Origin of the sequence: Pseudomonas yamanorum (assembly GCF_013386765.1) — a bacterium.
GTDB classification, from domain to species: domain Bacteria; phylum Pseudomonadota; class Gammaproteobacteria; order Pseudomonadales; family Pseudomonadaceae; genus Aquipseudomonas; species Aquipseudomonas yamanorum_A.
Map to the genome: position 1 here is coordinate 51,312 of NZ_JACARE010000053.1, position 21,265 is coordinate 72,576.

At 60.9% G+C, this 21,265-nt stretch carries 20 protein-coding genes and 1 pseudogene; 13 read left to right on the top strand and 8 right to left on the bottom strand.

Annotation, left to right across the window (positions count from 1 at the left end):
- Window positions 1-279: 279 nt before the first annotated feature.
- Together HX875_RS29910 and HX875_RS29915 are read right to left on the bottom strand one after the other, a co-directional pair.
- Window positions 280-1,314: an AraC family transcriptional regulator gene (locus HX875_RS29910; protein ID WP_177048303.1), complete on the bottom strand. Its 1,035-nt coding sequence runs from the start codon at window positions 1,312-1,314 to the stop codon at window positions 280-282.
- A 4-nt stretch (window positions 1,315-1,318) separates the two neighbouring features.
- On the bottom strand, window positions 1,319-2,449 hold the full coding sequence (locus tag HX875_RS29915; RefSeq protein ID WP_177048304.1) for a carbon-nitrogen hydrolase family protein: 1,131 nt from the start codon (window positions 2,447-2,449) through the stop codon (window positions 1,319-1,321).
- 211 nt (window positions 2,450-2,660) lie between these two features.
- Here HX875_RS29915 and HX875_RS29920 point away from each other — a divergent pair, with 211 nt between their 5' ends.
- Together HX875_RS29920 and HX875_RS29925 are read left to right on the top strand one after the other, a co-directional pair.
- Window positions 2,661-4,700, top strand: coding sequence for an NADPH-dependent 2,4-dienoyl-CoA reductase (locus HX875_RS29920; RefSeq protein WP_177048305.1), 2,040 nt, complete (start codon window positions 2,661-2,663; stop codon window positions 4,698-4,700).
- A gap of 57 nt (window positions 4,701-4,757) precedes the next feature.
- The gene (locus HX875_RS29925) at window positions 4,758-5,657 is read left to right on the top strand and encodes a 1-aminocyclopropane-1-carboxylate deaminase/D-cysteine desulfhydrase (protein ID WP_177048306.1); all 900 of its coding nucleotides are present in this window, start codon (window positions 4,758-4,760) and stop codon (window positions 5,655-5,657) included.
- A 117-nt stretch (window positions 5,658-5,774) separates the two neighbouring features.
- Here HX875_RS29925 and HX875_RS29930 read toward each other — a convergent pair whose 3' ends face one another.
- The gene (locus HX875_RS29930) at window positions 5,775-6,335 is read right to left on the bottom strand and encodes a cytochrome b (RefSeq protein ID WP_010166885.1); all 561 of its coding nucleotides are present in this window, start codon (window positions 6,333-6,335) and stop codon (window positions 5,775-5,777) included.
- 699 nt (window positions 6,336-7,034) lie between these two features.
- Between HX875_RS29930 and HX875_RS29935 the strand changes: the two genes are divergently transcribed.
- Together HX875_RS29935 and HX875_RS29940 are read left to right on the top strand one after the other, a co-directional pair.
- Window positions 7,035-7,949 carry a hypothetical protein gene (locus tag HX875_RS29935; protein ID WP_177048307.1) on the top strand — a complete coding sequence of 305 codons (915 nt, stop codon included), beginning with the start codon at window positions 7,035-7,037 and terminating at the stop codon, window positions 7,947-7,949.
- 56 nt (window positions 7,950-8,005) lie between these two features.
- Window positions 8,006-8,983 (top strand): hypothetical protein, encoded by a 978-nt coding sequence (locus HX875_RS29940; RefSeq protein ID WP_177048308.1) that lies wholly within the window; start codon window positions 8,006-8,008, stop codon window positions 8,981-8,983.
- A gap of 135 nt (window positions 8,984-9,118) precedes the next feature.
- Here HX875_RS29940 and phnX read toward each other — a convergent pair whose 3' ends face one another.
- On the bottom strand, window positions 9,119-9,946 hold the full coding sequence (gene phnX, locus HX875_RS29945; protein ID WP_177048309.1) for a phosphonoacetaldehyde hydrolase: 828 nt from the start codon (window positions 9,944-9,946) through the stop codon (window positions 9,119-9,121).
- A 23-nt stretch (window positions 9,947-9,969) separates the two neighbouring features.
- On the opposite strand from phnX, the pseudogene HX875_RS33300 reads away from it, so the two are divergent.
- A pseudogene (locus HX875_RS33300) lies at window positions 9,970-10,074 on the top strand (outer membrane lipoprotein carrier protein LolA); the annotation flags it as partial.
- Window positions 10,075-10,088: 14 nt separating this feature from the next.
- On the opposite strand, the gene HX875_RS29950 reads toward HX875_RS33300, so the two are convergent.
- A complete protein-coding gene (locus HX875_RS29950) occupies window positions 10,089-11,198 on the bottom strand; it encodes a 2-aminoethylphosphonate--pyruvate transaminase (RefSeq protein WP_177048310.1) in 1,110 nt (369 codons plus the stop codon).
- 112 nt (window positions 11,199-11,310) lie between these two features.
- On the opposite strand from HX875_RS29950, the gene HX875_RS29955 reads away from it, so the two are divergent.
- The gene (locus tag HX875_RS29955) at window positions 11,311-12,168 is read left to right on the top strand and encodes a LysR substrate-binding domain-containing protein (RefSeq protein WP_177048311.1); all 858 of its coding nucleotides are present in this window, start codon (window positions 11,311-11,313) and stop codon (window positions 12,166-12,168) included.
- A 118-nt stretch (window positions 12,169-12,286) separates the two neighbouring features.
- Here the strand turns inward: HX875_RS29955 and HX875_RS29960 are convergent, their stop codons facing one another.
- The gene (locus HX875_RS29960) at window positions 12,287-13,159 is read right to left on the bottom strand and encodes a LysR substrate-binding domain-containing protein (RefSeq protein WP_003212428.1); all 873 of its coding nucleotides are present in this window, start codon (window positions 13,157-13,159) and stop codon (window positions 12,287-12,289) included.
- 267 nt (window positions 13,160-13,426) lie between these two features.
- On the opposite strand from HX875_RS29960, the gene HX875_RS29965 reads away from it, so the two are divergent.
- Complete coding sequence (locus HX875_RS29965) at window positions 13,427-14,740, top strand: MFS transporter (RefSeq protein WP_026077889.1); 1,314 nt, start codon at window positions 13,427-13,429, stop codon at window positions 14,738-14,740.
- A 109-nt stretch (window positions 14,741-14,849) separates the two neighbouring features.
- A complete protein-coding gene (locus tag HX875_RS29970; RefSeq protein ID WP_177048312.1) occupies window positions 14,850-15,557 on the top strand; it encodes a YebC/PmpR family DNA-binding transcriptional regulator in 708 nt (235 codons plus the stop codon).
- A gap of 123 nt (window positions 15,558-15,680) precedes the next feature.
- Here the strand turns inward: HX875_RS29970 and HX875_RS29975 are convergent, their stop codons facing one another.
- Window positions 15,681-16,994, bottom strand: a complete 1,314-nt coding sequence (locus HX875_RS29975; RefSeq protein WP_177048314.1) for a leucine-rich repeat-containing protein kinase family protein — start codon at window positions 16,992-16,994, stop codon at window positions 15,681-15,683.
- 10 nt (window positions 16,995-17,004) lie between these two features.
- Window positions 17,005-18,120: a cell division protein ZapE gene (gene zapE, locus HX875_RS29980; protein ID WP_177048316.1), complete on the bottom strand. Its 1,116-nt coding sequence runs from the start codon at window positions 18,118-18,120 to the stop codon at window positions 17,005-17,007.
- Between the two features lie 220 nt (window positions 18,121-18,340).
- Between zapE and HX875_RS29985 the strand changes: the two genes are divergently transcribed.
- The 5 genes from HX875_RS29985 to HX875_RS30005 are packed head-to-tail and all read left to right on the top strand — an operon-like array spanning window position 18,341 to window position 21,252.
- Window positions 18,341-18,841, top strand: a complete 501-nt coding sequence (locus HX875_RS29985) for a Csu type fimbrial protein (protein WP_442512585.1) — start codon at window positions 18,341-18,343, stop codon at window positions 18,839-18,841.
- Window positions 18,835-19,380 carry a spore coat protein U domain-containing protein gene (locus HX875_RS29990; protein ID WP_177048317.1) on the top strand — a complete coding sequence of 182 codons (546 nt, stop codon included), beginning with the start codon at window positions 18,835-18,837 and terminating at the stop codon, window positions 19,378-19,380. The genes HX875_RS29985 and HX875_RS29990 overlap by 7 nt, the downstream gene beginning before the upstream one ends.
- A gap of 18 nt (window positions 19,381-19,398) precedes the next feature.
- Window positions 19,399-19,935 carry a spore coat protein U domain-containing protein gene (locus HX875_RS29995; protein WP_177048319.1) on the top strand — a complete coding sequence of 179 codons (537 nt, stop codon included), beginning with the start codon at window positions 19,399-19,401 and terminating at the stop codon, window positions 19,933-19,935.
- Window positions 19,936-19,939: 4 nt separating this feature from the next.
- The gene (locus HX875_RS30000; protein ID WP_177048321.1) at window positions 19,940-20,440 is read left to right on the top strand and encodes a Csu type fimbrial protein; all 501 of its coding nucleotides are present in this window, start codon (window positions 19,940-19,942) and stop codon (window positions 20,438-20,440) included.
- Between the two features lie 26 nt (window positions 20,441-20,466).
- On the top strand, window positions 20,467-21,252 hold the full coding sequence (locus tag HX875_RS30005) for a fimbrial biogenesis chaperone (RefSeq protein WP_177048323.1): 786 nt from the start codon (window positions 20,467-20,469) through the stop codon (window positions 21,250-21,252).
- Window positions 21,253-21,265 lie beyond the last annotated feature (13 nt).

Here is a 21,265-nt window from a genome sequence, read left to right on the forward strand (position 1 = left end):
TGATTGCAATTGCAATGATTGCACTTGCATCTAAAATTCATCCGGCTAAATCCAGCCGAGACTGCTACGTTTAATCTTGAAGTGCAGGAACGTCACGGCCCGGACATTTTTTCGTCATTACGGCACTTTAGGCTGGTTGTGCAGGTCATTAGGCAACCCCTTTTCATAAAACAAGGAGTCAACCATGGACGATTACCAGGAAGAACTGCTCGAGTACCACGCCTTTGAACTGGATCCGCTGGACCCGGCCGATGATGCCACCGAGCTGTAAGACAGACGTCAGGCGGAATGCCGCTGACTGCGGCGAAATTCCCCTGGGGTCTGGCTGTTCCAGCGCTTGAAGGCCCGTTGAAAGGCTTCCGCTGAAGCAAAACCCAGCAAATAGGCAATTTCACCGAACGCCAGTTCGGTATCGCGAATGTAGGTCATGGCCAGGTCGCGGCGAGTGTCATTGAGAATCGCCCGGAACTGCGTCCCTTCTTCCGCCAGCTTGCGCCGCAAGGTCCAGGTCGGCAGTTTCAAACGTGCCGCCACTTCTTCCAGGTCGGGTTCCCGGCCACCATTGAGCATCGGCCCGAGCAACCGGGTAATGCGCTCGCGCAGGCTGCGGGTGCGCGTCAACTGCTCCAGTTCCCGTTCACACAACTGCACCAAGAGCTGCCAGGTACTCGGGCAATGTTCCGGGTTGCGCAGGGCCAGGGTCTGCTGGCTCAGGCGCAGTTGATTGTGCTCGGCGCCAAACTGGATCGGGCAGTCCCCCAGCACGCTGTAGTGCTCGCTGTAGTCGGGGGCCTGGAACTCGATTTCGATACGCTGCGCCTGCACCGGTTGCACGCTCAGGCTCGACAATTGATGCAGCCAGCCGGCGATGATCGAGTCCACCACAAAGCGGTTATAGGCGTTGTACGGGCTGATGGAATAGAAGCGCAGCCAGGCGCCGTCGGCATCTTCGTGAAAACTCGACTGGCCACGATAGTTGGAACCGTACAAGGCTTCGAAACGCGTCAGGGTGCGGGCCGCTTCGCGCACGGTGGGCGCCTGGGCGGCGGCAACCCCGGCCAGGCCCGCCTGGCTCAAGCGGCTGAGCTGGCCCATGCGCAGGCCCAGGCCGGGGTCGCCGGTCAATTGGATGGCCGCAAAGCCCAGGCGCATATAGCGCGGGATCGACAGGCGTGCGCCAGCCTCGGCCAGGCGCGCCGGGTCGAGGCCGTATTGCAGCAGCAACGGTTGCGGGTCCAGGCCATGGCTCTGGATGGCATCGGCCAGGGTGTGGACAAAGCCCACCGACAAATCCCCCAGCCGCACCGGCTTCATCGTGTTACAGCCACACGTTCAGCAGGCGGGCGCCACGGGCATTGCCGTCGGCGAACACCTGGCCGTTGCTGCTGAGGAAGCTTTGCCCGGCGCTGCCCATGTCAAAGAACTGCCCGCGCAGGAACACGCTCATGCCGGCGGTGGCCTGGCTGATGGGTTGCTGGCTGATCAGGGTCAGGCGGTGCCAGGCTTCGCCTTCGCTCAGCTCTTCGGGCTTGAGGCTGATCTCCGGCGGCGTCGACACGCTTTTGAAGCCGCGCCATGGCTTGTCCCAGGTTTCGCGGCCAATCACGAACGCCGGCACGGCCACCAGCGTCGCACCTTGCTCGTTGAGCTTGCGGTAGTTGTCGGGGTACCAGCTGTCGCTGCCGATCAGGATGCCCAGGCGCCCGGCTGGAGTATCGACGACGCTGACGGTGTTTTCGTCGCCGGGTTCGATGAAGCCACGCTCGTCGAAAATCGGATAAAGCTGGCGTTGCGGCTGGCCCACCGCCAAGCCATCGCGGTCGAATACCACGCTGGTGTTGTACAGCGCGCCATGGCCGATCTGCAGTTGGCCCTGGCTTACGCTCGGGTTGGGCAGGGCGATGGAGCCGGCCACCAGAGTCACGCCGAACTCCTTGGCCAGGCCGCCGAACAACACCTGATAGTCACGGGCCATGGCCGGGGCCTTCATGCGCAGGTAGGCGTCGTCGATACGGTCATCGCCCTTGGCGCTGATCAACGCCCGCAGGAACAGCAGCGGGTTGCTCGCCGACAGCCAGTTCATCGCGTCCTTGAGGTTGGTGGCCTGATACAGCTCGTTCTTTTCGCCGCTGACCATCAGCCAGGTGCCGATATGTTCCGGCAGCACCACGATGGTCTTGTCGTTGACCAGGCCCTGGTCCCGGGCTTTTTGCAGGTAGGCCGCGAGCTTCAGGTGCAGGCGTTCAAGGCTCTGATAGTCGGCGGGGAACAGTTCCGGCTGGATGCCCAGCAGGTTGCCGCGGTCGGCGGGCACGCCTTCGTCGACGGCGAGGTTGATCCGCAGGTCGGACAGGTAGTGACCCACAGGACGCTCCTGGGTCCAGACCAGATAGGCGGAAACGGCGGCGACCAGGGCCATGATGAGGGTGAAGGCAAGAAGTTTACGCATGGGAAAAAGACAACGGACCGGGTGCAGGGTTCGGTACCTAGGGTAGGGCCCATGTACGCAGTTGCCAAGGGGCGCTGCGCATTTGGATCAATAAGTTGTCAGTTACGGTCATTGAGCGGCAACCGGCAGCCTCTTAGTCTGTGGGACATAAACCGATGGAGTGCCATTCGAGCGCTCCACGTCCCGTGATGATCCGTTGTGGAGCTGTACCATGACCGCTGCTGCCTACCCGCACCTGCTGGCCCCGTTGGACCTGGGTTTTACCACCCTGCGTAACCGCACCCTGATGGGCTCGATGCACACCGGCCTTGAAGAGAAACCCGGCGGCTTCGAGCGCATGGCGGCGTATTTTGCCGAGCGCGCCCGTGGCGGTGTGGGCCTGATGGTGACCGGCGGCATTGGCCCGAACGATGAAGGCGGCGTGTATGGCGGTGCAGCCAAGCTGACCACCGACGAAGAAGCGCAAAAGCACAAGATCGTGACCCAGGCGGTGCACGAGGCGGGCGGCAAGATCTGCATGCAGATCCTCCACGCCGGGCGTTATGCCTACAGCCCGAAACAGGTGGCACCGAGCGCTATCCAGGCGCCGATCAACCCGTTCAAGCCTAAAGAGCTGGACGAAGAGGGCATCGAAAAGCAGATCAACGATTTCGTCACCTGCTCGTTGCTGGCCCAGGTTGCCGAGTACGACGGCGTGGAAATCATGGGGTCCGAAGGCTACTTCATTAACCAGTTCCTCGCGGCCCACACCAACCACCGCACCGACCGTTGGGGCGGCAGCTACGAAAACCGCATGCGCCTGCCGGTGGAAATCGTGCGCCGGGTGCGCGACGCGGTAGGCCCGAACTTCATCATCATTTTCCGCCTGTCGATGCTCGACCTGGTGGAAGGCGGCAGCACCTGGGAAGAGATCGTGCAGTTGGCCAAGGCCATCGAGCAGGCCGGTGCGACCCTCATCAACACCGGTATCGGCTGGCACGAAGCGCGCATCCCGACCATCGCCACCAAGGTGCCGCGTGGTGCGTTCAGCAAGGTCACCGCGAAGTTGCGTGGCGCGGTGCAGATTCCGCTGATCACCACCAACCGCATCAACACCCCGGAAATCGCCGAGCAGATCCTGGCCGAAGGCGATGCCGACATGGTCTCGATGGCTCGCCCGTTCCTGGCCGACCCGGACTTCGTCAACAAGGCCGCCGAAGGCCGCGCCGATGAAATCAACACCTGCATCGGCTGCAACCAGGCGTGCCTGGACCACACCTTCGGCGGCAAGCTGACCACTTGCCTGGTCAACCCGCGTGCGTGCTACGAGACCGAGCTCAACTACTTGCCGGTCAAGCAGATCAAGAAAATCGCCGTGGTGGGTGCCGGCCCTGCGGGTCTGGCGGCGGCCACCGTTGCCGCCGAGCGCGGGCACCAGGTGACCCTGTTCGATTCGGCCAGCGAGATCGGCGGCCAGTTCAACATCGCCAAGCGCGTGCCGGGCAAGGAAGAGTTTTTCGAAACCCTGCGCTACTTCAAACGCAAGTTGCAGACCACCCATGTCGAGCTGTGCCTGAACACCCGGGTCGACGTCGAGCAACTGGTGGCGGGCGGTTACGACGAGATCATCCTGGCTACCGGCATCGCGCCGCGTACGCCGGCGATCCCGGGCGTGGAAAACGCCAAGGTGCTGAGCTACCTGGACGTGATCCTGGAGCGCAAGCCGGTGGGCCATCGCGTGGCGGTGATCGGTGCCGGCGGTATCGGGTTTGACGTGTCGGAATTCCTCGTGCACCAGGGCGTGTCCACCAGCCTGGACCGCGAGGCGTTCTGGAAAGAGTGGGGCATCGACACCCACCTGGAAGCCCGCGGCGGTGTGGCCGGGATCAAGCCCGAGCGCCACGCGCCGGCACGCGAAGTGTTCCTGTTGCAGCGCAAGGCTTCCAAGGTTGGCGACGGCCTGGGCAAGACCACCGGCTGGATTCACCGCACTGGCTTGAAGAACAAGCAGGTGCAAATGCTCAACAGCGTCGAGTACCTGAAGATCGACGACGAAGGCCTGCACATCCGCATCGGCGCCGAGGGTGAGCCGAAGGTGCTGGCGGTGGACAACATCGTTATCTGCGCCGGCCAGGACCCGCTGCGGGAATTGCAGGACGGCCTGTTGGCTGCCGGGCAGAACGTGCACCTGATCGGCGGTGCCGATGTGGCGGCCGAGCTGGATGCCAAGCGCGCCATCAACCAGGGTTCGCGCCTGGCTGCCGAGCTGTAAAATCCCCCAAGGGGCGGTGGTAGACTACCGCCCCTTTTCTTGTGCAGAACTGCCCTCATGGGTCCTTTCGACTGGCTTCCTTACGCGCCCCTTGAACCCCTGAAGCTGGACTGGATGGGGTCGGTGGAGGTGGCTGTGTTGCGCCTGGACCGTATCGACCCGCTGATCAGCGGCAACAAGTGGTTCAAGCTTACCGAGCACCTGGTTCAAGGCCGGGAAGCCGGTGCCCGCGGGATCATCAGCCTGGGCGGCGCTTACTCCAATCACCTGCATGCACTGGCGGCGGCCGGGAAACGCTTCGGCTTTCCTACCGTTGGCCTGCTGCGTGGCCATCCGCAAGACACCCCCACAGTGCTCGACCTCAAAGCCTTTGGCATGCAGTTGCATTGGTTGGGGTACGGCGGCTATCGCGCGCGTAACGAGCCGGACTTCTGGCTGCCGTGGCGCGAGCAGTATCCACACCTGCATCCGGTGCCCGAAGGTGGCGGTGGCCTGGCCGGTGCGTTGGGCTGCGGGGTGTTGGTGAGTCAGGCGCGGGCGCAATTAAGCGGGCTGGGCTGGGCGGACTATCACGGTTGGTGGCTGGCGGCGGGCACCGGCACCACGCTGGCGGGATTGGTATTGGCGGAGGCGGGCGCGCATCCGGTGTATGGCGCGCTGGCGGTGCCTGACGACCACGGGGTGGCGCAGCAGGTACAGGCGCTGGTGCAGGACGGTTATGAGTTGCTGGACGCAAGCCGGGGCGGCTTTGCCAAGGTTGATCCGCAGTTGCTGACCTTTATCGACGCCACCGAGCAAGCCTGTGGCCTGCCGCTGGAGCCGCTGTACACCGGCAAGGCGTTACTGGCGTTGAAGCAGCGGATTGAGGCGGGGCACTTCGCTCCCGGCACCCGCCTGATCTTCGTCCACACCGGCGGCTTGCAAGGCCGCCGGGGTTTCCCTGTTGCACCCGGTTAATGTAGGAGCTGGCTTGCCTGCGATGCAGACACCTCGGTGTATCAGTGGCACCGAGGTGATGCTATCGCAGGCAAGCCAGCTCCCACACAAGCCAGCTGCCACATTCAATCCGGGGGTTTACTGAATGCTCCCTCTCTTGCCCGGCATCATCCGCAGCGCGGTGTTATCGCGCAGGATGTAATGGTGAACGATCGCGGCCAACGCATGCAGCCCGATCAGCCAGTAACCGATCTTGCCGAACAGCACGTGCCAGTGCTCAATCTCCTTGGCCAGGGCTTTGTTTTCGGCAATCAGCGGCGGCAACTCGATGCCGTAGAACATCACCGAATGCCCCTCGGCACTGACGATCAGCCAGCCGGCGATGGGCATGCCGATCATCAAGGCGTACAGCGCCATGTGCATCAGGGTGGCAAGGAGGGTTTGCCATTGCGGCGGCGCCGGCACGATCTTCGGTGCCACACCCAGGCTGCGGGCGAACAACCGTAGCCACACCAGCACAAACACGGTCAGGCCGAACATGAAGTGCATTTCCACGATCAACGTACGGCCGCCGCTGCCTTTGGGAAACTGCCCGCGCAACTCAATGCAGGCGTAGACCACCGCCAGCAGCACCACCATCAGCCAGTGCAACGCAATCGACATGGTGCTGTAACGTGTATCGGAATTTTTCCAGGGCATCGCTTTCTTCCTCACTCATCAGGGCAAACCTCCGTTCTTTCGCGACGGAGTCCTTTCAATGTAAGCCTGTTTTAGCTTGTTTGCTCGGGGTCGGTCAGTTTTTTGTGAATCGGCTTTGTCATGTTGGGCAATGCCGGCGTCGGAAACGAGACTTGAGAAATGGGCAGGTACTCATACGGACCTGTAGGATTTTTTCTATTAAACGTGAATTAAATAAACCATCTATTGGAAGAGTTAATACCTTGCCTTATTACTATGTGGTCGTGCGGGGTTTCCAGATGTTGAAAGTTGGCGAGTTTTAGTGTGATAAGTTTTTTTTGAAAGGAAATATAGTAAATGAAAGTGTCTGTATGTTCTCTTAATTTGTGCTGGGTCGGCAGGTGCTGAGCATTCAGACGTTTTTTTACGGAAATGAGGGGGGCGGCGTGTACTTCTGGGAAACTGTCCATGGTTAGTTGTTGACTAAGTGTTTTAATTGAAACCTCTCTGGATGTGACGATGCTTCCCGTTTAGGCGTAGGACGGCGACATATCCTGTTGAGTAGATGAATTGGATGATAGAGCGAATTCGTGGGATCGTGGGTTTGTCCTACTTTGGACGGTGTAAGAGCGGTAGTTGTTGCCTGCTGCGAGGTGAGTTTCAGTGGGCGTTGTCGCAAAGTGATGCATAACTTAATATTACTTGTTTTCTGGAGTTTAAATGATTAATTCTTTGTCGGTGCGTGCCGCTGAAAAATATAAAGTCGAATCAGCGTTGCAGGGTTGGTCTGCTTCAGCAGCAAAAAGTGCTGATCCTGTCGGGTCGAGCTTGATTAGTGCCCCATTGACTGGAGAACTTGGGAGTATTAAAACCCAGGAGCAAATCGCCTCTTTATTGCCCCTGCTAAGTGCACTGATTGCGTCCCTGAATCAGACGTTTAACAGTAAGCCGAAGGCGGTAGATGTGTCCGTCAATAATCGCTTGCTGAAGGATAAGTTGATGGCAGAAACAATTGACAAGACAGCGCCAGTGACGCCTAAGTTTGAAAATTATCCAGGGTTTTCCAATAAAAAAGTAGGGGAGGTGCCAGATAATATTTGGAACGGTGTTATGTTTGGTACCCAGAAAAATGAAGCCACGCTTTCGGTAATCAAGGCTGCAATGACGAAGTATGGCCAAAGCCCGTTGGGGATATATAAAAGCGTGGAAATTACCAGTAAGGGGTATGACATCGTAATGAGGGACGGGTTTAAGCTCAGCATTACATTTCAGGAGCTTGGGCATGCGCGAAGGGCATCGAGGTACTCTAATTTCGATATAGGAATGGGCAGGGACGTGGTCTTCCTGTACGCGGTGAGCACCAAGCGAGCGCAAATTGAAAATAAGTACGGTGATACTGAAAAAGGCCATGATGAAGCAATTCAGTTTATGAATGCCCGGCTGGACCCGATGCTCGGTTTCAAACTTTTGGGGTTGGAAGGGGACTTGCGTCCTACTACCTATGAGAAGCTCATAGCGGGCGGTGTGGGTATCGTTGTAGATGGTAATACAAATTTTGCGTTCGAGGGAAAGAGGGACGGGTGTACAAGAAAGACTAAGTTTTTTAACAATGGGACGTATTTTGAACTGGTTTGATCGATTCTACGTCATTTTGCAAAAAAAGAAATATTATAATTAATGCGAGGTAAAAAATGAGTGGTATTTCAACGTCCTGCACTGCCAGTCAGGCAGTTAATAATGAATGTTTAAGTCTTTCACGTCCTCATGAATTTTCTGTTCCTGGCAAGCCGTCAGTGAACCCTATGAGTTCTAATGTGGAGGTGTTGCGTGGACCATTGGTCAATCAGCCATCTGCGGCAACGCCGGGTATAGCAGAAACTTTGGTTAGCCTCGTCACTCTGTTGATGTCCCTTGTTGAATCTTTGCAGAATTCACTCCTAGGCGACGAGAAGAGGACTGATCAGAAAACCACTGTGAATTCAAATAATAACACTGGGGGTATACACCCGGTGAACAAAGAGGTGCCGGTAGTTAATGTGAAGAGCGAGCGAATCTCGGGTATTTCCGGCAGGCCGGTGGGTGAGAAACCCACTGATGTGTGGCATGGGGTAACTGAAGGGGTCAAGCATACTAGTCATTATCTTTCAGGCATAAAGGCGGCAATGGAGAAGTATGGCCAGAGCCCACTTGGAATATATAAAAGCGTCACTGAATCTGCTGATGCTTACGTGATTGAAATGAGAGATGGTTATAAAGTTACTTTGACTAAAAAGGAGCTTGAACACGCTCGATTGGCCTTGGACTTCCGAGGGACGGACCCTGGGATGATTCAAGACGCGAAGTTTATGTATGCGGTGACCGCCAAACGAGTCCAAGACATAGAAAGCTCAGCATACACGCGCGAAAGTTTTGAATGGGCGTTGGAGAGCATGGGAGACTCGCTGGTTCTACATGGGTTGGAACGTTTAGGCTTGGGTGGACAGGTGCGTCCAGTGACGTGGCAAGAGCTTGAAGCCAAAGGTGGTATTGGAGTGGTAGGCGTAGGGGACCATGGGTCGCTGATGAAGGGAGGCTATGTGGATATGTTCGGACCCAGCAAATTAAAGGAAGTGAGCACTTACGGCCATGGCGGTCTGTCATTCACTCACCGTGCATTCGAATTGATTTAGTTGTACTGCTTACAACTCGCTGGAGACTTCTTTTATTGAGAGTCCGATGGCAAGAATGAATGATTCATTTCTCACCTTGCAGGGGCAAGGTGAGATTTTTTGCTTTGCAAGCGCTTTTCACCTGCTGGCTGGGTATCAACTGCTCTGGGGCATATCACCTTCGCTCAAGCGTTTGTTGATATCGGCGATGATTCCAGGCAGGTCGGTGATGGTGTCGATCATGTAGTGCGGGCGCGAGCCTTCGAACATCTTCTTTATGCGCGTGCGTTCGTTGGCCAGCGTACCGGCGTCCAGGGCGCGAAACTGTTCGTAGGTCAGGCCCAGGGCGTTGCCGGAACAGGTCAGCGCCACGGTCCACATCCCGGCGCGACGGCCTTCGAGGATGCCCGGCACGGTGTCGTCGATCTTTACACAGGCCGCTACATCATCAATCCCGAGGGCGATCACGTTGGCCAAAGCCTGGGCCGGCCATGGTCGGCCGTTGGGCACTTCGTCGGTAGCCACCACGTGGTCGGCGATGTAGCCGTTGGTGGCGGCCAGTTCGACCACCTTGTCCATCACCTGCTTGGGGTAGCCGGAGCACGAGCCGATCTTGATCCCTTGCTGGCGCAGGTTGGCGATGGTCTCCAGGGCGCCAGGGATCAGTGCCGAGTGCTCGGCGATTTTCTCGATCTGCAGCGGCATGAAACGCTGATAGATGGCGGTGACGTCATCGTCGGTGGGCGTGCGGCCAAAGGCCTTGCGGTAACGCTCGGCCACCTGCGGCTGGTCGCACAGGGTGCGGATGTGGTCCCACTTGCCCATGCCCATCGGGCCTCGGGCTTCTTCGATGGAGACCTGCACATCGAACTCGGCGAAGGCTTCGACAAAAATCTGCGTCGGTGCGAACGAGCCGAAATCGACCACGGTGCCGGCCCAGTCGAGGATCGCGGCTTGAAGCTGGGTTGGGTTTGCGTAGTTCATGGTTCAGATCCTGTTTAAAGGGGATTCATGTAGGAGCGAGCTTGCTTGCGAAGGTCGTTAACGATGACGCTGGCATGCTGGATGAACGCGGCGCCCTCAGGTTTTTCGCGAGCAAGCTGGCTCCTACAGGGGGGATTCAGTCTCAGATGTCGAGCACGTTCATTTCTTGCAGCACCTCGGCGACTGCCGCGACAGCTGCTTGCATTTCGGCCTGGTTCACATGGCCGATGCAGCCCACGCGGAAGGTCTCCACCTGGGTCAATTTGCCGGGATAAAGGATGAAACCCTTGGCCTTGACCCGCTCGTAGAATTCCTTGAACTGGTAGCGCGGGTCTTTCGGCGCGTGGAAGGTGACGATGATCGGTGCCTGGATTGCGGCGGGCAGGAAGCTGCGCAGGCCCAGTTCGGCCATGCCGTCCAGCAATGCCTGGCAGTTGTCGGCGTAGCGCTGGTGCCGGGCGGGCAGGCCGCCTTCTTCGTTGTATTGCAGCAGGGCTTCGTGCAGTGCGGCCACCACGTGGGTTGGCGGGGTGAAGCGCCATTGGCCGGTCTTGGCCATGTAGGTGTGCTGGTCGAACAGGTCCATCGCGAGGGAATGGCTGTTGCCCTGGGCGGCGGCCAGTGCCTGCTTTTCAGCGAATACAAAACCCATGCCCGGTACGCCTTCCAGGCACTTGCCGGAGGCGGCGATCAGTGCGTCGAACGGCACTTCACGGGCGTCGATCGGCAGCGCGCCGAAGGAACTCATGGCGTCGATGATCAGGCGCTTGCCGTGACGGGCGATGACCTGGGCGATCTCGGGCAGCGGGTTCAGGATCCCGGTGCTGGTTTCGCAATGGATCAGCGCGACGTGGGTGATGCCCTTGTCGGCCTGCAACAGGCGGTCGACGTCGGCGGCGGTGGTGGGCTCGTCTTCGGCGGTTTCAAAGGTGCTGAACGGGCGGCCGAGCACTTCGCAAATCTTCGCCAGGCGCTTGCCGTAGGCGCCGTTGATCAGCACCAGCACCTTGCCGTCACGCGGGACGAGGGTGCCGATGGCCGCTTCCACGGCGAAGGTGCCGCTGCCTTGCAAGGGCACACAATGGTGGCTGTCGGTGCCGTTGACGATCACCAGCAGTTGCTCGCACAGGCTGGCGGTCAGTTGATTGAAGCGGTCATCCCATGAACCCCAGTCGACCATCATGGCCTGGCGGGTGCGGGCCGAGGTGGTCAAGGGCCCGGGGGTCAGCAGGATCGGCGCGGCAGTGCTCATTCTTGTGTCCTCGCAAAACAATGGGATGAAGTTACGGCGCCTAAATTGCAGTTTGGCTTGTCATCAATCAAATTGTTTGTTGTTATGCGAGCTATCAGTGAGGCCGATAGCTATGAACCTGTTTCAACTGCGTGCGTTTGATGCCGTGGCCCGGGAGGGCAGTTTTACCCGGGCGGCCGAGCGGCTGTTCATCAGCCAGCCGGCGGTGACCGGGCATATCAAGGCGCTGGAGGAGCACTACCAGATTGCGCTGTTGCGGCGTACCGCGCGGCGGGTGGAGTTGACCGAGGAGGGCACCAAGCTTGCGGCCATCACCCGGGCGATCTTCGGCCTGGTGGAAGAGGCGCAGACCTTGCTGGAGGCCAACCGGCAACTGCTCACCGGGCGCCTGGAGGTGGCGGCGGACGGGCCGCACATGGTCATGCCGATGCTGGCCAGCCTGCGGGAGCGCTACCCCGGGATTACCGTGAATTTGCGCCTGGGCAACGCCCAGGAAACCCTCGCGGCGCTGTTGTCGGAACGGGCCGATGTGGCGGTGTTGACGGAGGTGGAACCGCGCAAGGGCCTGCACCTGCAGCCGTTGATCGAGTCACGGATTTGCGCGCTGGTGCCTGCCGGGCATCCGTGGCTGGCAGAGCCTGCGGGGATTCGGCTGGAGCAGCTGGATCAGGTGATCATGGTGCTGCGTGAGCCGAGCTCGATCACCCGCCGCACGTTTGACGATGCTTGCGCCATGGCCGGCGTGCAGCCCAAGGTGTTGCTGGAGCTGGACAGCCGCGAGGCGGTGACGGAAGCGGTGGCGGCTGAATTGGGTGTGGGCGTGGTGTCGTCGATGGAGGTCAGCCGGGACCCACGGGTGCATGCGATTCCGATCCAGGGTGACGGGCTGGTGAACCGGCATGTGATCGGGTGCATGGAAAGGCGTCGGGAGTTGCGGTTGATTCAGGCGTTTTTCGAGTTGGCGCCCTGAGTGGGTGTTGGCTGAAGATCGAGTAGGCACCATCGCGGGCAAGCCCGCTCCCACAGTTGAATGATGTTCACAAATCAACATGTGGGAGCCGGGCTTGCCCGCGATGAGGCTCCTGAGTTCACCGCAAACTTTCCCGCACAATCTCCAGAAACGTCGCCACCACCCGCCGCGAACTCTGCTCCTTCAAGCACACCAGCGTTTCCTTCATCCGCTGCGTACAGTCGCGGATCGGCATCGCATACACCCGCGAATCCGCACCAAATTCCGCGGCAGACACCACGCCTACGCCAATCCCCACTACCACGGCCTCCCGCGCCGCTTCCCGGCCTTCCACCTGGATCGCCGGGCGAATCCGCAACCCGGCCTGGTGCATTTCCTGCTCCAGGGTCTGGCGGGTCACCGAGCCGATTTCCCGCAACACCAGCGGCGTGTCGTCCAGGTCTGCCAGGCAGATCGACTCGCGCCCCGCCCACGGGTGGTTGCGGGCGACGAACGCGAGCAATTGGTCATCCGGCAACGGCAGTGACAGCAGCCGCTCGTCGTCCACATCGCGGCCCAGCAGCGCCAGGTCGGCCTGGTAGTTGTACAGGCGAAACAGTGATTCATCGGTGTTGCCGGTTTCGATCTTCACGCTGATGCCCGGGTATAACTGGCAGAAGCGCGCAATCTGCGGCAGCACGTGCACAGGCGCATCCACCGCCAGGGTCAGGGTGCCGGTCTGCAAGGCCCGGGAATCCTGTAGCAGCTCCTCGGCTTCGGCTGCGACCGCAAACAGGCGCTGGGTGATACTCAGCAGCCGCTCCCCGAGGTCGGTCAACCGCACCGAGCGTTTGTTGCGGTGAAACAGCAGCACGCCGAAGCGTTCTTCGAGTTTGCGCACCTGGTCGGAAATGGCCGGCTGGCTGAGGAACAAGCGTTCGGCGGCGTGGGTAAAACTGCCGTGTACGGCCACCGCATGGAAGGCTTTGAGTTGGGCGTGGGACACCGACATCGCGAATCCTCTTACAAGCTCAGCTTATATTTGAAATACGATAAATCGATTTTACCTATTAGTCAGCCATTGCTTTGATAGCCCTCAGTCGCCGTAGGTTGAGTCCTACAACTTCGGCGGCCATGGGTCTTTTGCGTGCTTACCAGCGGGACTCATCTGACCAGTACCGCGCCCTCCGAGGCGCCGGTACTGCAGTGCTCAACAATAAAAATACAGGCGTTTGCTTTCCATTCTGCCGGCACACTCACACCTGAGGTCAGAACCACCATGAATACTCCCTTGAGTAACATCAAGCGTTGGCGCGTGCAGATTTTCGCCATCACCTGGCTGGCGTACGCGGCCTTCTATTTCACCCGCAAAGCTTTTTCGGTGGCCAAACTGGGGATCGTCGACGACCCGAGTTTCCCGCTGGACAAGATGATGATGGCCAACCTGGATGGCATTTACCTGGCGGCCTACGCCGTTGGCCAGTTCACCTGGGGCATGCTTGCCGACCGCTTCGGGCCGCGTGTGGTAGTGCTCGGCGGGTTGCTGATTTCAGCGGCCGCCGCCCTGGTAATGGGCACGTTTGCCACCTTGCCGATCTTTGTCACCTGCATGTTGATCCAGGGCCTGGCCCAGTCCACCGGGTGGTCGGGGCTGTGCAAGAACCTTGGCAGTTTCTTCCCGGCGCAGCAGCGTGGGCGGGTGCTGGGCTTGTGGAGTTCGTGCTACGCCTTTGGTGGCCTGGTGGCGTCGCCGTTTGCCGGATGGTGGGCGTATACGCTGATCGGCACCTGGCACGCGGCGTTTATTTCCAGTGCCGCCGTAGTTGCCGTGGTGGCAGTGCTGTTTTTCATCTTCCAGCGCAACACGCCACAAGATGTGGGGTTGCCGGCGGTGGAGCCCGAGCCGGAGCAGACCGTCGCCGAAAAGAACGCCAGTGTGCTGGAGCCGTTGCGGGCCATCTTGCGCAACCGCACCGTGTTGACCCTGGGGCTGGCGTACTTTCTGTTGAAACCGGCGCGCTACGCCATCCTGTTGTGGGGGCCGGTGATTGTGTATGAGCAGATGCCGTCGGTGGGCAAGGTCGGCGCGGCGATTGTGCCCACGGCGTTCGAGTTGGCGGGGTTGCTGGGGCCGATCATGATCGGCATGGCCTCCGACAAACTGTTCGGCGCCCGGCGCATGCCAGCCTGTGTCCTCAGCCTGCTGGCGCTGACCGTGGCCCTGGCGTTGTTCATGGGCGCCTTGCACACCGGCAGTGTGGTGCTGGTGATGGCGCTGCTGTTTGTGATGGGCCTGACCCTGTACGGGCCGGATTCGATGATCAGCAGCACCGCGGCCATCGACTTCGGCACCGCCAAGGCCGGTGCGACGGCGGCGGGGTTCGTCAATGGCTGCGGCTCGGTAGGCGCGGTGCTCGGCGGCTTGTTGCCGGGCTACTTCGACACGGTCACGGTGTTTATCGTGTTTGCCGGCGCCGCGCTGTTTTCCTCGCTGGTGTTGATGCCCTACTGGAACGCCAGGCCGGCGGTGCTGGCGCAGGTGGGCGACTTCGTGCCGGACCGCGAGCGGGCGATCAATCCCTTGCGTACCTGAGGGGCATGGCCGGTTTTTTGGTGGATTAGAGTGTTTCAGCGCTATAAACTCTGCCCCCAAAGCGCCGGCCAGTAGACGTCTCGGCGCGATGGACATAAGAGAGTGAGTCATGGGCGCACAGTGGAAAGTCAAACATAAAGAAGCGGCATCCAATGCCAAGGGCAAGATCTTTGGCAAGCTGGTGAAAGAGATCACCATTGCCGCCCGCAACGGTGCCGACACCTCCACCAACGCACATTTGCGCCTGGTGGTGGAACAGGCCAAAAAGGCTTCGATGCCCAAGGAAACCCTGGAACGCGCGATCAAGAAGGGCGCCGGTCTGCTCGGTGAGACCGTGCAATACCACCGTGTGACCTACGAAGGTTTTGCCCCGCACCAGGTGCCGCTGATCGTTGAATGCGTGACCGATAACATCAACCGCACCGTGGCGGAAATCCGCGTGGCGTTCCGCAAGGGCCAGCTCGGCGCTTCCGGCTCCGTGGCCTGGGACTTCAACCATGTGGGCCTGATCGAAGCTTCGCCGGACAGCCCGGACGCCGATCCGGAAATGGCCGCGATTGAAGCCGGTGCACAGGATTTCGAGGAAGGCGAAGAAGAGGGTACGACCCTGTTCATCACCGAGACCACCGACCTGGACGCCGTGCAGAAAGCCTTGCCGGAGCAGGGTTTTACTGTGTTGTCGGCCAAGCTGGGTTACATCTCGAAGAACCCGGTGAGCGGTTTGAGCGATGAGCAGATGGCTGAAGTCGAAGCTTTCCTGGAAGGCCTGGACAACCATGATGATGTGCAGGACATGTTTGTCGGGTTGGCGGGCTAACGCTTCGGCTTGTGTGGGAGCCGGGCTTGCCCGCGATGGCATCACCGCGGTTGTTCAGAGAAACCGAGGTGACCGCATCGCAGGCAAGCCAGCTCCCACATGAGCCGAGTTTCAAAGCAAGGTTTACCGTGCAGCTAAAATAGCCTCTATCTTGGCAAATCCAGGCCGGGCAAGCACATCCGGCTGGCAGCAGTTATCCCGCAAGGCTTCCAGCGCCGAGCGTTTCTCCTCGCTTAACCCCGTATCAATCCGTTCCAGCAACTCCCCCAGCAACACCCCGAACGCCCGCACTTCGATGCGCTGCAACGCCCTGGTTTCCAGGCTGTCGGCAGTGGCATGAAACGAAGCGGCACCAAAGTCCCCAAGCAGACACTCACCGGCTTCATTCCACAGAATGTTATGGCCGTACAAATCGCCATGGGTGATGCCTTGCTCGTGCAGGTGCGCCGCCACCGAGGCGATGCTCCGGGCCATGCGCTGCGCCACTTCGGCGCTGAAGCGGGTCGCGGGTTCGTAGACGTCGCGGGTGCACGACGCCAGGCTCGGCAGTGCCGCGAGGTTGCGGTAGCTCGGGTCGATCAGTTGCATCACCAGCGCGGCCTGACCTTCGGGATGCTCGACGACTCGGCCTTCCACCTTGATCAAATTGGCATGCAACCCGGCAGCGATGCAGGCGTGCATTTCGTGCAGCGGCGAGCCGTCGCTGGTGATGCTGCCTTTATACAGTTTGACCGCCACCGCTTTGGCGGGCCCGGTGGGCGGTGTCCAGGACGCCTTGCGGATGATCCCGGAAGCGCCTTCCCCCAGCACTTCGCCCAGCACCAACTCGGACCAGGGAATGTTCGGTGTCGCGTCATCGCGAGCCTCTTCCACGGCCATTTCCACCGGGTTGCCGGCGTAGGCCAGCCAGGTCAGGCTCGGCAGTGTCAGCAGCCAGTCGGGCAGGCGGGTCAGGCGGTTGGAGGCGATGCGGAGCAGTTCGAGGTTTTTGCACTGGGCCAGGCTTTGCGGCAGGTGCTCCAGGTGGTTACCGGCCAGCATCAGTTTTTGCAGCAACGGCCGTTCGCCCAGCTCGTTTGGTAACTCGGTGATGCAGTTGTCGGTGAGGATCAGCCAGCGCAGCAAGGGCGGCAGGGCGGCCGCCGGAACGCGGCTGATCCGGTTCGACTTGAAGCCGATCATGCTCAACTGCGCGCACTGGCCCAGGCATTCCGGCAGTTCGGTGAAGGCGTTTTCCGAACAGAACAGCACGCGCAAATGGGGCAGGCGGTGCAGGTCATCCGGCAGGCTGCTGAGGGCGTTGCCGGTGAGGTTGAGGATTTCCAGGGAGTCGGCCAGGTCGAAGATTTCCCGGGGGAACTCGGTCAGCCCGCAGCGCAGGTCCAGGCGTTTGATACCGGCCAATTGGCCGGCCTTGAGTTGGGCAAGGGTATCCATGAACAGCGCGTCACTCGGCAATAGGGGCGTGAATGGCGCTCATGATAGCGGGTTGTGGCCCGATCTTCTGCAACTGCCCCAGGCGGCTGGCGGTGCGCGCCAGATCGATGGCCTGGCCGCTGAGGGATTGCTCCAGTGGCTGCTCGCCGATCAGCACCAGATGTTTGTCCTGGTCGTAGAGCACGTCCACCAGGTTGATGAACCGTTGCTGCGCGGCAATCGGGCAGTCCGCCAGGTACGGCAGGCCGTCAATGATCCAGCGGTCGTAATCGCGGCACAGCTGCAAGTAGTCCATGACGGCGGTCGGTTGGTCGCACAGGTCGCTGAAGGTGAAGGCGATGCTGCGGCCCTGCTGCCAGCGGGCAATCAGTTGCCGGGCACCGACGGTCAGGCTGATCGGCGCGTGATCGGCTGAGGGCAGTTCCAGGGCTTCACGCTGTGCGGGAGTGCCCGGCCACACGAACTGGCCCGCCGTGAAGCGTTGGTCGCCATGGGCCTGGGCCAGGCCTCGATAGTCCTGTGGGGCGCTGACTTCCATGACGTCCATGCGTGCACTGATCAGATCGATCACCGGTTTGAAGCGCTGGTGATACAACGGGTTCGGCAGCAGCCCTTCCGGCGGGTAATTGGACGTCACGAGCACCCAGACCCCGCGCCGGAACAGGGCCTTGAACAGGCGACTGATCAACATCGCATCGCCGATGTCATGCACATGAAACTCGTCGAAGCACAGCACGCGGCAGCCCTCGAGCAGCTCATCCAGGGTTGTGGCCAGGGCATCGCGCTGCTGGCGATGGGCAAACATGCCGCGGTGCAGGCGGGCGAAAAAGTCGTGGAAGTGCACGCGCTGCTTCTCGGCAATCGGCAGCGCCTGGAAAAAACCGTCCAGCAGCCAGCTTTTGCCCCGGCCCACGGCGCCGTGCAGGTACAGGCTGCGGGCAGGGCGCCCGGCCAGCAGATGGGTGGTTTGCCGGGCCATGGTCTCGATGACCTGCACCTGGCTGGGGCTGAGGGTGTAGCCCTGTTGGCGGGCCTTGTCCTGGAAAAATGCCGCGATGCCGGGGTCGGCGTCGCTCGCCGCAGGTTTACCCAGCAACCGTTTGAGCAGGGGCGGTAAAGCAGCCAATGTTTGTCACTCTGTGTTTCGGTGGTCGCTCACTTTAGAGCGCCGGTTGCGGTTTGACCAATAGAGAAGTGCGCCGCGAGCTATCTGGAAACGGCATGGCTGAATGGATCCAAACGAATGATCCGACTGGCGTAATCCCCTTGAGTGACTACCCTCATACACAGCAGTCACCCCTGTATAAGGATTTGGGGCAGTGAAGGGACAAGCAGTCTTGGCATTCATGAGCGCGATGCTCTGCAACACGGTTTATGGCGCTCAGCTCCAGGTTGAAGTGCGCATCGACGTGCAGCGGGGCTGCCAGTTGGTGGGCACCGCCCGCGAGGCCGGCATCGAGCAGCTTGGGGTGCTGGATTTTGGCAGCAGTTCCCGTCTGGATGACCCGGCAGGCCCGTTGAGTGCCGCCTTGATCAGCCAGCGCCAGCCCCGCCTGGAGTGCAACCCGGACACGCCGTATCAGATGCGCGTCGACGGCGGCCTGCATGGCGGCGTGGGTGAAGTGCGCTACCTGGGCGCCGCTACCCCTTCGATCAAACCCATTCCATACCGAATTTATGCCGACGCCGCGCGCCGCATCCCCTTGGCCGTGGACGTGCCGGTGAGTGGCCGCGTACCCGACTCCGGCAGCGTGGACTTGCCCCTCTATGGGCGCATCGAGCCGCTCAAGGACATCCCGGCGGTGGGGCGTTATTCCGACCTGCTCAAAGTGACGGTGACATGGTAAGCCGCGTCGTGGCCTGCATCGCGCTGGGCGGCCTGTTGCTCCTGGCGGATGACGCCCAGGCGGCCGCCGTGAACGGGCAGATTCATGCGCGGCTGGTGATCACCGCCAGTTGCCAGGTGAGCAAAGGCGCCGACAGCGCGCCGGTCAGCCCAGATGGCGGCTCGGCCGTGCTGGACTTTGGCAGCCATGGGCCCACCTGGGACAACCGCCTGGGGGCCAGCGTCAGTGACGGCGACAAGGCGGCACTGGCGGTGTCTTGCAACCCTTCGCTGGTCAGCAGTTTCACCGTGACCATCGACGGCGGCGCCCATGGCGACGGCACTACCCGGCGCCTGAGCAATGGCCGCCAAACCATACCGTATCGGCTCTCGGCCGACCCCGCAGGCCGCAACACCTACAGCATCGGCCAGCAACGCAATTTCGTCGTGACCAAGGGCGCACAAGTACCGATCCCGGTATTCGGCTCGGTGGTGGCGAATACCAGGGCCCTACCGGCCGGCATCTACACAGACACCCTGACGGTGACTCTGGATTGGTAAACCATGAGGATGGACATCATGCATGCACTTGTCTCGAAAGCAGTTTTTCCATTAATGGCGCTGGTGTGGGTGTCGGGGGCCCAGGCGGCCACCACGGTCACCGGGCAGATCAGCTCGACACTGATCCTGACCAACAGTTGCCTGGTCAACGGCGCGGGCGGCACCACCGGTTTGAACTTCGGTACGATCAATTTCGGTACCACCAACAGCCAGTTCACCACGCAGTCCGGCCAGGTGCTGGGCGGCGGCGGGGGCGCGTTGTCAGTGCAGTGCTCCTCGGGCACCTCGCCGGTGATCACCGTGGGCGCGGGTTCCCATGACGGCCAATCCACCGGCGGCACTCGGGCGCTGTACGACGGCGTCGCCAATTACGTGCCGTACGACTTCTACACCGACACCGGGCACTCATCGATCCTGGCGATCAACGGCACCATCAACCTGGCCCCGAGCACCGGCGTTGCGCAAACCGTGAATATCTACGGCCAGGCCGTGGGCAAGGCGGGGCTGCCGGCCGGTACCTACACCGACACGGTGTCCGTGCAACTGACGTTCTAGTGCCATGAAGCGGGCCTGCTGGGCGACGCTGGCCGTCATCACGGGTTGCGGGATGCCGTTGTCGTTGCTGGCGGTGACCAGCCAGACGATCCAGGTCAGCGCGACGATTGCCGCGGGCTGCCTGGTGGTGGGCGGCGGCACGAATTACGGCAGCCTGGCGTTCGGCACTTATTCGGCGTTGGCCACCAGCATGGTGTCGGTGGCGCTGAGCAGCGGGGTCACGCTGCAATGCACGCCGGGGGTCACCCTGAACATGAGCGTCGACGGGGGGAAGTACAACGTCAGCGGCCGGCACATGCAGCTCAATAGCGGCAGTGCCCAGGTGGCGTATCAACTGTTTCGGGACGCGGCGCTCAGCCAGAGCCTGGGGATCAGCCAAAGCGTGAGCGTGGCCTACAGCAATGCAAACGCGATAACCCTGCCGATTTACGGCCGGGTGGTGTTACCGGGTAATCAGCCTGGGGGGACGTACAGCGACGTGCTGCAGGTGCAGCTGTCCTGGTAAGGCGATTGGCAGAAGGAGTGGGATTTATGTGTGCAGCTTCCCGGCGGTTGTGGGTTGCGGGTTTGGTTGGCTGGGTGGTGTTGGGCGCAGGACAGGTACAGGCCGCCAGCTCCGTGCTGATCTGGCCTATTGACCCGGTGCTGGAGGCCGATCAACAGGCCAGCGCCTTGTGGTTGGAGAACCGTGGTAACGAGACCGCCAACCTGCAGATTCGGGTGTTTGCCTGGAGCCAGGGCGGGTTTGACGAGCAGTACCAGAACCAGCGCGATGTGATTGGCAGCCCGCCGGTGGCGAAGATCGAGCCGGGACAAAAGCAGTTGGTGCGCCTGACCCGTACCCGGGAAGTGCCGCCGGGCCAGGAGTTGGCCTACCGGATCATCATCGATGAAATTCCTGCCGCGGCCCCTGAAACCCCCGCTGCCGATGGCAAGACCGCCGCCGCGATCCGCTTTCAGATGCGCTATTCCGTGCCCTTGTTCGCCTACGGTACAGGCCTGTGGAGCAAGGAAGATGCGACCCGTCAGCGCGACCCCAAGGGGGCGGGCAAGCCTGACCTGAGCTGGAAAAAAGTCACCGTTGGCGGGCGCAACTATGTGGAGATGCGCAACCAGGGCGCGGTGCATGCGCGGCTGACCGACGTCGCCTTCAAGCAGGGCGGGCAAACCCGGCCGCTGGTGGACGGTCTGCTGGGCTATGTGTTGCCGGGGGCGACTATGCGCTGGCCGGTGCCGGAAGGGGTCGCGGGCGACCAGCCGTTGCAGGTGCGGGTCAATGGCGCCACACAACTGGAGAGCCTTGCACCCGCACGGTAACGCAACGAAATAG

What these genes read in the sequence shown, in the direction of transcription:
- HX875_RS29910 (WP_177048303.1), bottom strand. Translation starts at nt 1,314, where the DNA reads ATGAAGCCGGTGCGGCTGGGGGATTTGTCGGTGGGCTTTGTCCACACC.
- HX875_RS29915 (WP_177048304.1), bottom strand. Translation starts at nt 2,449, where the DNA reads ATGCGTAAACTTCTTGCCTTCACCCTCATCATGGCCCTGGTCGCCGCC.
- HX875_RS29920 (WP_177048305.1), top strand. Translation starts at nt 2,661, where the DNA reads ATGACCGCTGCTGCCTACCCGCACCTGCTGGCCCCGTTGGACCTGGGT.
- HX875_RS29925 (WP_177048306.1), top strand. Translation starts at nt 4,758, where the DNA reads ATGGGTCCTTTCGACTGGCTTCCTTACGCGCCCCTTGAACCCCTGAAG.
- HX875_RS29930 (WP_010166885.1), bottom strand. Translation starts at nt 6,335, where the DNA reads ATGCCCTGGAAAAATTCCGATACACGTTACAGCACCATGTCGATTGCG.
- HX875_RS29935 (WP_177048307.1), top strand. Translation starts at nt 7,035, where the DNA reads ATGATTAATTCTTTGTCGGTGCGTGCCGCTGAAAAATATAAAGTCGAA.
- HX875_RS29940 (WP_177048308.1), top strand. Translation starts at nt 8,006, where the DNA reads ATGAGTGGTATTTCAACGTCCTGCACTGCCAGTCAGGCAGTTAATAAT.
- phnX (WP_177048309.1), bottom strand. Translation starts at nt 9,946, where the DNA reads ATGAACTACGCAAACCCAACCCAGCTTCAAGCCGCGATCCTCGACTGG.
- HX875_RS29950 (WP_177048310.1), bottom strand. Translation starts at nt 11,198, where the DNA reads ATGAGCACTGCCGCGCCGATCCTGCTGACCCCCGGGCCCTTGACCACC.
- HX875_RS29955 (WP_177048311.1), top strand. Translation starts at nt 11,311, where the DNA reads ATGAACCTGTTTCAACTGCGTGCGTTTGATGCCGTGGCCCGGGAGGGC.
- HX875_RS29960 (WP_003212428.1), bottom strand. Translation starts at nt 13,159, where the DNA reads ATGTCGGTGTCCCACGCCCAACTCAAAGCCTTCCATGCGGTGGCCGTA.
- HX875_RS29965 (WP_026077889.1), top strand. Translation starts at nt 13,427, where the DNA reads ATGAATACTCCCTTGAGTAACATCAAGCGTTGGCGCGTGCAGATTTTC.
- HX875_RS29970 (WP_177048312.1), top strand. Translation starts at nt 14,850, where the DNA reads ATGGGCGCACAGTGGAAAGTCAAACATAAAGAAGCGGCATCCAATGCC.
- HX875_RS29975 (WP_177048314.1), bottom strand. Translation starts at nt 16,994, where the DNA reads ATGGATACCCTTGCCCAACTCAAGGCCGGCCAATTGGCCGGTATCAAA.
- HX875_RS29985 (WP_442512585.1), top strand. Translation starts at nt 18,341, where the DNA reads ATGAGCGCGATGCTCTGCAACACGGTTTATGGCGCTCAGCTCCAGGTT.
- HX875_RS29990 (WP_177048317.1), top strand. Translation starts at nt 18,835, where the DNA reads ATGGTAAGCCGCGTCGTGGCCTGCATCGCGCTGGGCGGCCTGTTGCTC.
- HX875_RS29995 (WP_177048319.1), top strand. Translation starts at nt 19,399, where the DNA reads ATGCATGCACTTGTCTCGAAAGCAGTTTTTCCATTAATGGCGCTGGTG.
- HX875_RS30000 (WP_177048321.1), top strand. Translation starts at nt 19,940, where the DNA reads ATGAAGCGGGCCTGCTGGGCGACGCTGGCCGTCATCACGGGTTGCGGG.
- HX875_RS30005 (WP_177048323.1), top strand. Translation starts at nt 20,467, where the DNA reads ATGTGTGCAGCTTCCCGGCGGTTGTGGGTTGCGGGTTTGGTTGGCTGG.